The sequence below is a fragment of the Pseudidiomarina sediminum DSM 21906 genome (assembly GCF_000423165.1).
GTDB lineage: Bacteria > Pseudomonadota > Gammaproteobacteria > Enterobacterales > Alteromonadaceae > Pseudidiomarina > Pseudidiomarina sediminum.
This window is the reverse complement of sequence record NZ_KE383983.1, coordinates 600,393-614,044: the sequence shown is the minus strand read 5'-3', so window position 1 is coordinate 614,044 and position 13,652 is coordinate 600,393. Positions and strand designations below refer to the sequence as shown.

Genomic DNA, 13,652 nt, shown 5'->3' with positions numbered 1-13,652 from the left:
GATTAATTTTCGCTCTTAGTTTTCGCTCTTAGTTTTCGCTCTTAATTTTCAATATCGTCAGCGAAGCGGCCGATGCTGTAGATACCTGTGATTGACGGCAATAACTGGTTGATCACACGGTTCCAACGGGCAATAGGTGCAGCCGTCACGTACACGATGTCACGTTGTTGGAGCTCAAATTGCTCCGCCATCACGAGCGCTACAGCATTATCCGCATTGAGTTGATACACCTGAGCGACTTTACCGCTGTCGGCTTCGGCCTGACGGATGACGAAAATACCAGAAGCGTCCGCAGTACCTTCAAAGAAGCCACCTGCGTCCGCCAATGCTTCAGCAAGGCTCATACCGCTTTGGCCCATCATGTATGACTTCGGCTGACGTACTTCACCCAACACGAACACTTTGTTGTCGTCGTTACGAGCAACATGCACCACGTCGTTCGGCTTGAGCAGCAAGTTTTGTGCGGTGTTACCTGACTGATACAACTCGCGTAAATTGAAGTTGCGCACTTCATCGCCACGAGTCAGGGTTACTTGGTTCCAGTTGGCCGCTTCGTTCAAGCCACCGGCGGCGTTCACCGCTTCAATTAAGGTCATCGGCACGTTGGTCACAGGCACAGTGCCCGGCTGTTGCACTGCACCGGTCACGTACACGCGCTGGCTACGGAACGCGGCAATGGTAACGTCCACTTGTGGGCTTTCAATGTACTTGGCAAGGCGCTTGGTAATTTCTTCACGAATTTGCGTCACACGCTTACCCGCCACCTGCACTTTACCGATGTACGGATAGAAAATGGTGCCGTCATTGTGCACCCAGTTACCCGCTTCAGTGGCGCTACGCATTGAGCCCGCAGGGATGGTGAGTTCTGGATGGTTCCACACAGTAATGGTCAGGACGTCACCACGACCAACGGTGTAGTCATAGTTATTCCGCGCTTCTTCAAGTGCTGTGTTTACCTGCGGCTTGCTCGCTGGCGTTTGCATTTCAGCCAGCAGCATCGGTGAAATTTGGTACACGTCGACCAATTTCATCAACTCAGCTTCGCTGAACTCTTGCTCATATGCGTTACGGCTGTCGTCGCTAAATAAGCCGCCACTACTGTTATCAGGAATATGACCACCTGGAGCAAAGGCACAACCGCCCAGCATCAAGGTTGCGAGTGCTACTGCTGTAAGTTTTGTTTTCATCGTTCGTTCTTCCCAGCTTTGAAGCCACGTGCTTCAGTTGTCTGATAAAGGTTAATTGTTCGGTTTAGCATCTGTCCACCGTCACGGGTAATTGGCTGCCAGCCAATGGTGCCGCGACTAAGCGTATTGCGCACAAAGAACAGATCAAATGGAATACTTAAATAGAAGCCTTTGGTGAAGCCACCTTCGCCATAGTCTTCCCGTGACACGTTGGTAAAGGCCGCATAAGCACCGGCAGATACGCCCGAGTCAAATTGGTGCGAGAAGTCAATTTGGACACCCTCGTCACCGGCTAAGAAACGTCCAGCCTGCACTTTAATCAAGCTGTTCTTAAACCACTCCGGCTGCCAATACACACTGGCATGGCCGGTCAGTACATCATAATCCTCAAAGGCAAAGCTGTTGTCTGGGTCACGTTGGTGCACGTAATTCAAGTCAACCCCAAACGCCCAACGACTATTCAGCGGACGGTACAACACCTCACCACCGACACCACCAAACATACGCTCTAAGTAACCGCCATACATGGCGTAGTACCAATCGTTACTGAGCTGATTGGTGTAGGTCGCTTGCAGGTTTTCCAGCCACAGATCTTGGTTATCTGAATACTCACGAATACGGGTACGCACGCGCGGTAATGGGTTCTCAAGGTTATCCACCAAGAAATTGAACTCATCATAGTTGTTGATAAGGTTCAAACCAATGACACCGCTAATTTCCAAATTATCATTCACTTGATAATAGGCGTCGCCCATCAGCGCTAATTGGTACAAATAGAAACTTTCGGCACCACCAAAGGCTTGGCTTAGCTTCGGAGACACATTGTAGCCCCAGGTTTTCGGCGCGATCGCTTCATAGCTCGTGGTACTGTGCTGTGGCCCAAGCGGGCGGATCTCGCTAACGCTTAAGGCATCTTGTTCGTCACGATAGAATCGTTCACCGCGAGCTGCACTCTTGTAGTACGGCGCATTCACGTTGTACTGAACAATACCTAAACCATCTTTCAATTCAGCGATTTCGTATCGCGTTACCTGCTCTGGTAATTCATTACTTAAAATGCGGGCGGCTTTCTCGACCGCTTCTTCCGGGTCACGATAACGCGTTTGCTCGGCATACAAGGTCACCCGCTCTTCAGCACTATCGGTGGTCACTTGCGCAACGCGGAAGCCCGTTTCGTTCAGGAGGTCTTGGCTTAAGCGCTGAATATCGAGGTCACTAAAACGCGCGGTAGTGCTGTACTTGGCTTCACGTTTTGCAGGTTCCAACTTCACTTGGTTGGCCGTCGCAAGGTTATAGCGAAAGCTAAAGCCAAAGGTCATGGTATTACCACGCTGATAGCCAAGCTTCAAATTCACATGCTGGTTCAGTGCATACTCAGCGCCGATGTTCCACGGGCTGTCGACCTCAATCACCCGTGGGTTTTCTGGATCAATCGGAGCTGGTACACGGTCATTCTGGTAGTGATTTGGATCATACTCGGCTTTAATGCGCAAACCTTCAACCGGTGTGCGCCATTCGACGCCACCAAAGACAGCGGCTGGGCCCTTAAACATACGGCCCCATTCAATATCACCACCACCCGGCTTAGTTGTATTATCGCGCTCACAAAATTCATCGGTGATTTCGCAAAACGGATTGGAAATGTTATCGCGCCGACCTAAATAGCCAAAGCCCATACCAAGGTGCACATCAAATGTACCCCAGTTGTCCGTTTCAAAGCCTTTGCTACCGACAAAATACTCACCACTAAATAGCCCTGTGCCACCAAGGTCACGCAGCCCAACGGCAAACTCAGGCATCCAAGTACCCTCTTCTGCCAGGCGGAATTTCAAGTCAAAGCCTTTGTCTTTCAAGGTCTGATCGTTACTGAACTCTGGATCGCGTGAGTAGTACGAGTAGCGTAAATCGGTATACCGCGCCGTAGCCTCAAGCCAATCAAACAGCTGCAAGGTCAATGACATGCGACGGTAGTCGTCGGTGTCGCTGTAACCCACGGTTAAATGGCCTTCGCTGTTCATGCGTGCGGTTGGCGTTTGCAGCAAGCCGACGCCACCAAAGTCACTGGTGGTGTAAGGGTCACGTTCTTGTGCTTGCGTGCTGGTTGCACCTAACGCCAAACAAACTGCGACAGTTAACGCAGAGTATTTCATTGACCGCCTCCCTGCGCGTCTGCGGCATAATTCCAATGCTGTAAGAACATCGCTAATTGTGCATTCACGTCACGAAAGCCTTTCGGCAATAGATCGCTACGTACGGTTACTAAGGTTAACCCTGCGCGTTCGCCCTTGGCGTTGTCAGCAAGGCGCTGCACCTCGCCGTTCGGTTGCACTGACCAGCTTTCCGTCACCTCTGACACTGCGGCTAAGCCGACCTGCTGTGGCGTGGCATCACTAGCCGCAATCACCACCTGGTAACCGCTGTCGCCATCGGCGTGGTTCAAGACCGGATTCTCTTGCAAAGTGGTGAGCATGCGCGCCGGGTCAACACCATGCACGTAGCTTGCCCGTAACGGCCATGCCGCGAAAGCTGCGGTGAGCTCTTCTGCTAACGCGGTAAGTTCTTTGTCGCCGTCATAACGATAGGTTTCGGTAAGCATCCGTAAGCGCTTCAACATACCGGCGTGACGCGCGGCAAAACGGCTATCGAGGCGGTCACTGTGAATACGTAGCCCCGGCCAGTAGGTATCAGGATAAAATTGCTCGGGTAAGGCCGCCACAACTTGTGCTAAACGTGGGCTCGGGGTTTGTACCGGCACCTCTAATATGCTGCTCGCTACTGCCGGACGCGGCGCATTCACACCAGCTAAATTGACCATATCGAGGTGCACATAACCATGCGCAGGGCTTAACCATTGCTTGCTTTCAATCACGTAGTTACCATCTTGGCTTAAACGATAACTGTTCGAAAATTCATATTGCTCGACCGCTTTGCGGACGCCGTTCTTCTGTGCATAACGGATGGCGCGACCGGTTTCGGTAATGTCGCGGCCCTGTTGCACGAAGCTGGACTCGAGTTCAAAGCGCGCGAGCTCATGCTGCGGCTGATGAGGATTGAAGTCAGCAACCGGACGCTCAATTTGAATGGCACGCTGCCAGCGGGTTGAACACCCTGCTGGGTTGTTACCCTGTAAATAGCAGGCGAGCGGATCGGCACTGAGCGCACTGGTGTGGACACGGTTCTCACGGGTCAATGCACTGCTGCGAATGATCCGGCCTTGCCAGAGGGTTAGTGCTTCGTTACTGGCGGAATACCAATACTGGCCATGATTGCCAGTGCTCCCCAACACGATAATGTTCGGAGCTTCCTCGTCAAACTGCACATAACTGACTGGGTACGGCAGTTGTGCCAATTGCGCACGCTCCGGCGCCGCTTTGTCATCGCCAAACAGCAAGTTGAACGACTGCATCACCGCAGACGTTTGTGGGTTGTCAGGAGTTGAAGATAAGGTTGAGCAGCCGGTCAATGCAAACAGCACTGTGGCAGCACCGAGAAAGCGCTTCCGATAATTTGAGGTCAGCATCTTTGGGCGTGTTGTTCTTATTGTTGAACCAAAGAGAATCAATAAAAAAGCCGACGAAATGGCTCGTCGGCTTTCTATTGGGTCTTAGTTATTTGTAACGGTCGTCGGTGTATCGTCGTCGTCACTGGTCGCTACAGCAACCAATACGCCAGCGGCAATCGCACCAGCAACAATGGCTTGTGTAGTGATTGAAGTACCACCGCTCTTAGCAGCAGTGTTGGCAGCATCATCAGCTTGTACGACTGGCTGAGGTGCTGGCTTAGGCTCTGGTTTTGGTTCAGGGTTGGCAACAGCTGACGTGCTGAATGCCAATGCAGCAGCGGCTGCAACAGTCATCAATGCTTTCATAATCAACTCCTTGTTTACGGAACTTCTTCGGGTCTTCCACCTAAAGACGGTTACTGGCAGTTATAACACTTAGCAGGTTGCCGAGCAACCTAAGCAGAAGCTTTTAGGCACGCTACCGCCCTTAGGGTTACCGCTCCTAAAGGCGCTTCGCAACGTGCGAATGATTGGATTGTGGAACAACAAACGGGCAATTATCCCATTTATGCGGGCATTTCTCTACGTTTGCCTAACGTTTCAAGCTTGATAGCGCAAATTCTGCACGGACCTGTTTTTGCAAAAAGTCCAGCAGCACCACACAACGCGACGCGCCATCTAACGCCACGACTTTCGCCAACAGCCCTGAAAATGGGCCTTCAACAATTTCGACTTGATCGCCGACTTGCGGTGCCGCGTTGGGGTCAAGTTGCTGAGCTGTCTCGTTTTTCTCTGAAAAACACAACATTTGGCTTACAACATCATCTGATACTTGGGCGGGGGTTTCACCGAATTTCACCAATTTACTCACGCCTAAGGTACTACGAATTCTATGAAAGTTTGGTGACGCCGCGTCGACCTTTACGAAAATATAACTCGGGAACAGCGGCTCACTGACAGCCGTGCGTTTACCACGCCGTACCCGTTCAATGCTCAACATTGGCAAAGCGACGTCAAACGCTAGGTTTTCTAGGTGTGTGCGAGCACGTTGCTCTTGTTTTGGCTTGGTTTGTATTACGTACCAAGCAGAAGAAGTGTCGACCATCGTGCGTCCCTCGCAATTGATAGCATTGCGCCATTGTACACGTCGGATCAAGAGCTGTGGAGTCTTGCTTATTTTTTTACTTGCTGGCTGAATTCACTGATGGCGAGATAGAAGATCTGGCGTAACATGCGTAACTCGCCCGCTTTGCTGGCATTGGGTGGAAGTTGTTCAAAGGTTTCAAGTAGCTGCTCCCCCTGTGTCGTGACTTTATCGATCAATTTATCGAGTTCACGCGTGGCAATCACCGCAGGTAAGCCGAGTTCCGCAGCAGCATCAATAAGGTCGGCGCGACGCACCTCCGCAAAACGTTTCGCTCGGCCAAGCGGCTGCGATAACTCTGCATAACCATGCTCCCCCTGCTTTTCATAAATGACAGTACACAGCAAATCATAATGCGGCAACAAGCGAATCGCTTTACCTTCAAAGCGAAACGACAGGTTTTTCAAATGGGCATCGCCATTACCAACCAGAAAGTTAAACACAATCCAGCGGTAGAGCTGTAATGCCGTAGCGGCTTTCGCACGACACAGCTCCACCAAGCGTCTTAACGCACTTACGTTGCTCGCCGTATATTTTCGATAAGCTGCGATACCAAGCAATTGACAAGCATCAAGGGTATGCACCCGACTTAACGTCGTGCCAACTCCCTCCCGATCGAATCGCTCAACGATGTAGCAAGCCTGCGGCACATAGCGTGTCGTCACTTTCGGCACACTAAGATCGCAGCGCTCAGCGAGTGACATCACAAAATGCTCATTGCGGACCGTGAAAGGATAAAGCTCGGGTTGCTGATGCTCCGGTTTCAAAATATGCGTGGACGGCATACTACCAATCGGCTCATACATCACCTCACCGTCCATCACTATCAGCATTTTATGTTGTGCACCTGCCAACGACATGCGTTTCCGCGAGCGCTGATTTAGAGGGCTTCGAGGCAAGTTCTGGATGCGTTCACTAAGCTCTTCTGTGGTGAGAAGCTCAAGCTTAGGTGCGCCCAATGATTGCTCAGGAGCGAGTAGCGTTATCGCTCCTGCGGACTCCGCGCCAATAAGCTCTAGCAAACTAAACGCGTCTTCAACATCAACCCGCGCTTCACGCGCAAGCAATTCTCGTGCACCTTCCTCAGGAAGCAAGTTATCGAAGAACCACTGCACCGGACGTTGCGAACCGGTATCAATAAGTGCGTGTTCTTGTAATGGAAGACTGGGGGCCAACGGGTAAGCATCTTGCGCTGCAAGCCATGACTGCTGATAACTCAACCGCCACAGGCCATTATTTTCGAAAACAATGGCGACATGTGCAGCGTTAATAAACACGTTCAAGGCACGCTCAGCACTCATGACACAGCGCCTTTTTCATCAATACCATTGAGTTCGGGCGGAATATCGAGGTAAACGTCAATTCCAAGAGCATCGAGCATTGCCAACGCTTTTTCGAGCTGCACTGTCGGTTTGCCATTCTCAAACTGACTAACGAAGGTGATACCACAGTTGGCAAATGCTCCAGCAGTGGTTTGATCCAACCCCTGTGCTTTGCGCACTTGCTTAACAATGTTACCGATGGTTTTAACGTCTTGCACTTGAACTTTCATAGCGCCCCCAATTTATGCGTAAACATAAAATTAGGAGAGCCCCCAGAATTTGTCAAGACTATTTATGCGATAGCGTAAAGCAAAAGAGAAGTAATATTGGTAAGCTTTGAATTTATGCAAACGCATAAAAAAGTTACCAACGCAGCTCAAACGAACCGATCACGTTGCCAAACTCATCATTGTCGCCAGAGACATAGGTGTCTTTCCATGCCTGAAGACCAAACTGCACCACGCTGTTAAAGCCGACCGGGAAGAACACCACGGCTTCAAATTGTTGAATGCGTTCAATGTTGGGACGGTATTCTGGTACCAGCTGCCAACGCGGGGCCATGCCGTAGCTGTTATGGTGACGACGCACGCGCGTATCTTGAATGCGGAAATCATAGCCAAAGCCGGTATTGGCAAACGTGGCATAACCTAAGGTGGTTAAGCTGCGCAAATCACTGCGGTCAAATTCGGCGTACACTCGTGATAGCTTGGCCGGCTCGGCGAAACTCCAATCCACACCGACCATATGGCCATTACCGCGTAGACCGTTCACGTCATGCTCACTGATACTGCCATACAGATTAATTTGTTTGGGCAGACTCAAGCGCGCGTCAAACACCCAGTTGTCCGAGCTATCGGCTAACTCTGATGCGGTGTAGTGTAAACCGACTTCTAAGCGTTCATGGGCACGCCAGTCGAGACGCGCACCGTAAGCTTCTTCGCGTTCCCACTGGTTTAACGCCGGGTCAAGCAAGAACTTCTCTTCACTCTCGCCATAAAACGCAGTGAAACTGAATTGACTCAGTGGGTTATCGCCACTCGGTGAGTACACCGTGCGCACGTTGCGCAGCGGCAAGGTACTGACCGTATGCAGACCGTCTTGCGCAGAACCCGGCGACCACCAGGTTTGCATTTGATCCACGCTGACCATCCAGTCGCCCAACATGGCAGCGCCATAACTGCCCTGCCAGCTGGTATTTTCGGTGCGTACCCGCGGGTTCAAACTCAGCGAGCTATCGCGATAGGTTACCCGCACCCGCCCGGCAACATTATCGCCAATGGTTTCACGGGTGACGCTGATCGAGGCTTTGCCTTCCATCGGCCGATGATAGCTCGGTTGGGCACCGGTATCGGTAACGCCGGCCACACGCACACCTGTGTACGAGCTACCTTTATGATAGTCGAGCAGGGTCATCAGCTTGTAATAGGCGACTTCCTGCAGTGGGGTAAGCTCGGCTGGATTGATCGCATACAGGTCCTCCAACAAAGGGCGCCACATCACCGGGAAGCTGGTGACCGGAGCTGACAACAAGCCCGCATCAGCCAACACCTGCAATGAGTGACGCACATGCAGCTCTTCGGCATCTAACCACGGGGTTGCTTGCGCTTGTGGTAGCGCTGTGGCAATCAACAGGAGGAGACTTGCTAGCAGGCGACGCATTTAAACGAACTCGCGCTCGTGGAACCACAAGTTAAAGGCCCATTTCTCACCTTCGGTGACCGGCATGCCCGCGTGCAAGCTTTTTGGGTGGACGTCAGTGGTGCCGCGCACCACATTTTCAAACACCAACAAACGCCCAGGTTTGGCCGCAACGTTGATATCCAGCTTCGGAAAATAGGTTGAGCCGCCCGCTGCAGGACTATTGATATAGCCCAGCGCGGTAAACAAGCGCTGCCCGCCGCGCGCGGTACAACGCTGACCCCGCTCGGTGTTCATGTTGTAGGCGTCAAAATGTGCACGGTACTCTTGCTGTTCGGCGTAATGGATCACCTGAAAACTTTCAGCATTCGCTAATGGCAAGCCAACTTGCGCGGCAATGCGTGCCCCTAGCCCGGTGGTGATCATATCGTGGGTATGACGAATCCATGCCAATTGGTTGGTTCGCGCGTTACTCAACACCCCTTCTTTGTCAGAGCTGACTTTGGCGCGATCCATATGGCTCGCCGCCGCCTGCTGCAGCTGCTTGGCTTCAGAGTCGGTAAAAAAGTCATCAATAATATAGACCAATGGGTCCTGACAAAGAATATGTTGGGTAGGTTGCGCCATTACATCCTCTTGATAATGTTGTCCGTGCTTTCATCAAAGTGTTCGTCGCTGTGACCATCAAGTACAGCCAGCACTTCTTTGGCAATTTGCTTACCGAGTTCAACGCCCGGCTGGTCAAACGAATTAATATTCCAAATCACCCCTTGCGTAAACACTTTGTGTTCATAGGCAGCAATCAAGGCCCCGAAACTCTCTGGCGTCAGCTCATCCACATACAACAAGTTGGTCGGGCTCTGTCCCGGATAGGTGTCACCGTTGCCAAACCAAAGCAAGCGGCGATGGGCCAGACAATTAGCGACGGCAAGGCGTTGCTGCTCGGCCAAACCTTCTTGTACCGCTGGGGTGAACCCTGGTGCTTGGCGGTGCAAAACAGCAATAAAGTCTGCGGTAAAGGCATCATAGCCTTGGTGCAAGTGCTGGAAAAAAGCATGTTGACCGTTGGGGCCAAAGCCACCCCAGATGATAGGTCCAGTCGGGTAATCAATCGGTATACCGTCGCGGTCACATTGCTTGCCGTTGCTTTCCATATCGAGCTGCTGCAAGTAGCTTGGTAAATAACGTAAGCGACCGTCATACGGCAGCACAGCAACATTGTTTAAGCCACGCTGTTCGCGGTTGTAGACACCAATCAATGCCAACAGCAAGGGAATGTTTTCGGTCAATGGCGCGGTCGCAAAGTGCTGATCCATGGCATGCGCCCCAGCCAGCATTTTACTGAATTGATTGGCGCCAACGGTCAACGCAATTGGCAAACCAATGGCCGACCAAAGTGAGAAACGTCCACCTACTGAGTCAGCAAAGCTAAGTTGTTGTCCCGCAGGAATGCCGAATTGGCTCATTGCTTGATTGTTGCTCGACACGCCAATTACATGACGCGCCAACCACTGGCTTTCGCTCAACTGCGGGCTGATCCAGCGTTTCACGGTATCGACATTGGCGAGGGTATCAATGGTGCCAAAGCTCTTCGAAGCAATAATAAACAACGTGGTTTCCGGATCAACGATCGGCAACACCGCATACAGCTGACCACCATCCATCGAGCTGACAAAATGCACCTGCAAATCATGCGACACGTTGTCGTCGGCAAACTCGCGCAAGGCAAAGCTGCCCATCATCGGGCCTAAGTCAGAACCACCAACCCCAATGTTCACCACATCGGTAATAGGTTTGCCGGTGGCGCCAAGCCATTTGCCACTGCGCAAACTGCGTACCACTTCACAAAAGCGATTGCGCCCGCCACGTGCCGCGGTAACCGAGTGGCGACTGCGATTGAGTACGTGGGTGACGTTCCTCCCTTCGCTTGGGTTGGCGTAGTCGCCACTGAGCAATTGCTCACGTGCAGCGTTAAAGGTTTCTGGCAAACGCTGTTTTGCATAAGCCTCGATGTCGGCCACCGACAGTCCCTGAAAGGTGTAATCGAGGTTAAGATGATCCGTCGTTACTAGCATTGCTTATCCTGTGCTTGTGAACCTTACAATCCGCTCAGCGCGGCCAGCGCTACACCCACTTGATACATAATCTGGGTCGCGGTCGTCCACATCTCAATATTATTCATGTATTGCGTATCCATCGGTACCACGATGGTATCGCCCGGCTCAATTTGATTGGTACTGCCAGAGCTAAACCACGAACGGCGCTCAGGCACGACCACACTGCCGTTGGCTTTAACGATGTAAATACGCTCGTCATCAGCTTTTTGGCGCATGCCACCGGCGCGCTTAATGTACTCTTCAAGCGTCACACCCGTTTCGTATTGGTACGAACTGGCCAATTGCACTTCGCCGATAATCGAAACCGTATTCTGTACCGTCGGCACAAACAAACGGTCGCCGTCTTTCAGTTGCAAATCGGTGGTACGCTGGTTCCGACCAATCACATTACGTAAATCAATGACCAAACGCCCGACCGCGTCGATATTGGTTAAATCGCGAAGCAGCTGGTTCATTTCCGCATAGGCGACTTGCGCACCGCTATCGGTAATCACGTTCGAGGCAATTTCACGGCGCAATTGCTGGGCCAGTTCATCCAAGCGCTTGCGCTCGGCATCACGCAAATCGGCACGGGTAAAAATAGCGCCTTCGACAAAAGCATACTCAGTCAAGCCGCCGGCACGATCTAAAAGCCCCTGTAGAGTTTCGCCACGACGAATCGTGTAGGTACCCGGGAAGCGTACTTCACCTTCTAAGCGCACCTGTAACGTGTTTTGCCATTGCGGAATAGGGAGAATCTGCAAACGGTCACGTCCCTGCACCGGCACGGTCACTTCATTTTGCAGCACTTGCGCAAGGTTAAAGGGAACATAGCTGGCTTCTGCTTCACCACCTTGCAACTGGGTACGGGTAATCTCCGCCCGCGCGAGGTAAGCCGACTCTTTCAAACCACCCGCAGCAACAATCGCTTGCTTAGCGTTGGCTCCGTCAATCAGTGGATAAATACCCGGATAACGAACCTCGCCGTCAACGTACACCAAGGGTAAGGTACCGGTGGCGCTGTATTGATTACGCAGCTGATACAAAATCGGCTGCAACAAGTTGTGGCGCGAAAACTTCGCGTAATAGTCTTCGGCTTTTTGCTCGCCGTGCTCGTTAATCGCGAACAACGAAGTCAATTGACTATCAAGTTCTTCCGAACGCTCTGGCGTGGTGCGTTCAAGCAATTGATCAAAACCAAGATCGTCAGTGATCAGCTTCTGCAAATACTGCTTGCGATACACTTCGAGCACCCGCTCCCGCTCTTCGCGGGCGCGGTCACTTTCCGATTTCAACCAAGCACTAAGTTGATTCTCTTCCGCTTGCGCCGACTCATAGCGGCTGAACAAGACCACTTGGTCACGTGGTTGCAGGGCTAAGTTCTCATCGGCGTCACCATGAATGGCACGCGCCACATCAAACTGCAATACCTTGATGGTACGGCGATCGGCGCTTGAGCGGACGACAATACCGTAGGTCAAATCGGTCACCGGTAATACGGCGCCATCGACCGTTGGCAGCAAGTCTTTAATACGTAAGCGTTCATGCCATTGGTACACGCCAGGTCGCACTGCAGCGCCCACCAACATCACGCTATCAACGGTTTCCTCGGCAACCGGGAACACCTTCACCGCATCACCACCTTGCAGCGGCGTGGTGAGCTTGTCTTTGCTCATATCGATGGTTTGCACACGACGTGCGCCATCACGAATGCGTTGCACTTGAATGGATTGACGATACGCCGTCGGTAATAAGCCACCGGCAAAATTAAGCGCATCGACGAGGGTTTCATCAGGTAAGAGTTCGTAGATAGCTGGACGTAATACTTCGCCTGCTACGCTGACCATTTCACCGCGGGTCGGAATAAATACGACGTCGCCAGCTTGTAGACGTAAATCGTTGCTGGCATCGCCTTCGGTCAATAGCTTGTAAAGGTCAAAGGTCACCACCGTTTTACCTTCACGCTTAAGCTGTACGTTCCGCAACGAAGCAATGTCGCTTACGCCACCAGACACAAACAAGGCTTGGCTGATGGTGGTCAACGAACTAACAGTATAGGCGCCCGGCTTGTACGCCTCACCTACGACAAAAATTTGCATGCTACGCAGTTCGCCAATACTCACTGCGGCTTCTTGTCCACCCATGCGCTCACGCACGGTGTTACGGATCAGCTCTTTGGCTTCATCGTAGCGTAAGCCCAGCACAGAAATCGGCCCGAGGTTTTCAATCACCACATGCCCTTCATTATCAATCGGCGCTTCAATACTGCCAGACTCTTTGCCGTACAAATGAATCCGTAAGCTATCGCCAATGCCAAGAATATAATTGGACGGTACCGGTGCATTGGCCAACGGCGCAAAGGTACTTGGCTCACCACCTTGGAACAGGTTGTAACCAAAAGGCTGCAATTCGTTGTCATCTTCAGCGAGACGTTCAGCTAATTCGCCCGGGCTTAACTCATTTAAAGGACGTGTATCAACAACCTTTGCGGCACCTGTTTCAGTCGCTTTGTCTTGCTTGTCGCTAGGCGCTGCAGACTTACCCGAAGCATTCATCATTGCTTCGATGTCGTTCAGGTTCACGCCGAACTGCCGCGCGATCGCTTCTTGTTGCGCGCGAGGGAGTTTTTGAATTTGTTGAATTTGCTGCGGAGTTAGCGCAGATAGGTCTTGCGCTTGCGCCGCTGGCGCCATTGCCGCCGAAATGAAAAACGCACACGCCAGCCCGGCTGCTGCTAGCGTTTGTTGCAACCATGCTTTCACG

General features: G+C 51.9%; 11 protein-coding genes. All 11 read right to left on the bottom strand.

Features of this window, described 5'->3' with window-relative positions; genetic code table 11:
* Nucleotides 1-41: 41 nt before the first annotated feature.
* On the bottom strand, nt 42-1,187 hold the full coding sequence (locus G535_RS13265; RefSeq protein WP_034727922.1) for a polysaccharide export protein: 1,146 nt from the start codon (nt 1,185-1,187) through the stop codon (nt 42-44).
* A complete protein-coding gene (locus G535_RS0108175) occupies nt 1,184-3,337 on the bottom strand; it encodes a YjbH domain-containing protein (RefSeq protein ID WP_051207070.1) in 2,154 nt (717 codons plus the stop codon). The genes G535_RS13265 and G535_RS0108175 overlap by 4 nt, the downstream gene beginning before the upstream one ends.
* On the bottom strand, nt 3,334-4,707 hold the full coding sequence (locus G535_RS0108170) for a YjbF family lipoprotein (RefSeq protein ID WP_026861618.1): 1,374 nt from the start codon (nt 4,705-4,707) through the stop codon (nt 3,334-3,336). The genes G535_RS0108175 and G535_RS0108170 overlap by 4 nt, the downstream gene beginning before the upstream one ends.
* A gap of 84 nt (nt 4,708-4,791) precedes the next feature.
* Nucleotides 4,792-5,055, bottom strand: coding sequence for a hypothetical protein (locus tag G535_RS0108165; protein ID WP_026861617.1), 264 nt, complete (start codon nt 5,053-5,055; stop codon nt 4,792-4,794).
* A 226-nt stretch (nt 5,056-5,281) separates the two neighbouring features.
* Nucleotides 5,282-5,794 (bottom strand): transcription/translation regulatory transformer protein RfaH, encoded by a 513-nt coding sequence (gene rfaH, locus G535_RS0108160; RefSeq protein WP_026861616.1) that lies wholly within the window; start codon nt 5,792-5,794, stop codon nt 5,282-5,284.
* A 68-nt stretch (nt 5,795-5,862) separates the two neighbouring features.
* Nucleotides 5,863-7,134, bottom strand: coding sequence for a HipA domain-containing protein (locus G535_RS0108155; protein WP_026861615.1), 1,272 nt, complete (start codon nt 7,132-7,134; stop codon nt 5,863-5,865).
* Nucleotides 7,131-7,385, bottom strand: a complete 255-nt coding sequence (locus tag G535_RS0108150; RefSeq protein WP_026861614.1) for a helix-turn-helix domain-containing protein — start codon at nt 7,383-7,385, stop codon at nt 7,131-7,133. The genes G535_RS0108155 and G535_RS0108150 overlap by 4 nt, the downstream gene beginning before the upstream one ends.
* A 133-nt stretch (nt 7,386-7,518) precedes the next feature.
* Nucleotides 7,519-8,814 (bottom strand): hypothetical protein, encoded by a 1,296-nt coding sequence (locus G535_RS0108145; protein ID WP_026861613.1) that lies wholly within the window; start codon nt 8,812-8,814, stop codon nt 7,519-7,521.
* Nucleotides 8,815-9,420, bottom strand: a complete 606-nt coding sequence (locus G535_RS0108140; RefSeq protein ID WP_026861612.1) for a prolyl hydroxylase family protein — start codon at nt 9,418-9,420, stop codon at nt 8,815-8,817. It lies immediately after the preceding gene.
* Entirely contained in the window at nt 9,420-10,868 is a 1,449-nt protein-coding gene (gene pgi, locus G535_RS0108135; RefSeq protein ID WP_026861611.1) for a glucose-6-phosphate isomerase, read from the bottom strand. Before pgi ends, G535_RS0108140 begins: the two co-directional genes overlap by 1 nt.
* Before the next feature lie 23 nt (nt 10,869-10,891).
* Complete coding sequence (locus G535_RS0108130; RefSeq protein ID WP_026861610.1) at nt 10,892-13,651, bottom strand: SLBB domain-containing protein; 2,760 nt, start codon at nt 13,649-13,651, stop codon at nt 10,892-10,894.
* Between the last annotated feature and the right edge of the window lies 1 nt (nt 13,652).

Coding starts and splice junctions, on each gene's coding strand:
- pgi (WP_026861611.1), bottom strand. CDS start 10,868: ATGCTAGTAACGACGGATCATCTTAACCTCGATTACACCTTTCAGGGA.
- G535_RS0108175 (WP_051207070.1), bottom strand. CDS start 3,337: ATGAAATACTCTGCGTTAACTGTCGCAGTTTGTTTGGCGTTAGGTGCA.
- G535_RS13265 (WP_034727922.1), bottom strand. CDS start 1,187: ATGAAAACAAAACTTACAGCAGTAGCACTCGCAACCTTGATGCTGGGC.
- G535_RS0108150 (WP_026861614.1), bottom strand. CDS start 7,385: ATGAAAGTTCAAGTGCAAGACGTTAAAACCATCGGTAACATTGTTAAG.
- G535_RS0108155 (WP_026861615.1), bottom strand. CDS start 7,134: ATGAGTGCTGAGCGTGCCTTGAACGTGTTTATTAACGCTGCACATGTC.
- G535_RS0108170 (WP_026861618.1), bottom strand. CDS start 4,707: ATGCTGACCTCAAATTATCGGAAGCGCTTTCTCGGTGCTGCCACAGTG.
- G535_RS0108145 (WP_026861613.1), bottom strand. CDS start 8,814: ATGCGTCGCCTGCTAGCAAGTCTCCTCCTGTTGATTGCCACAGCGCTA.
- G535_RS0108140 (WP_026861612.1), bottom strand. CDS start 9,420: ATGGCGCAACCTACCCAACATATTCTTTGTCAGGACCCATTGGTCTAT.
- G535_RS0108165 (WP_026861617.1), bottom strand. CDS start 5,055: ATGAAAGCATTGATGACTGTTGCAGCCGCTGCTGCATTGGCATTCAGC.
- rfaH (WP_026861616.1), bottom strand. CDS start 5,794: ATGGTCGACACTTCTTCTGCTTGGTACGTAATACAAACCAAGCCAAAA.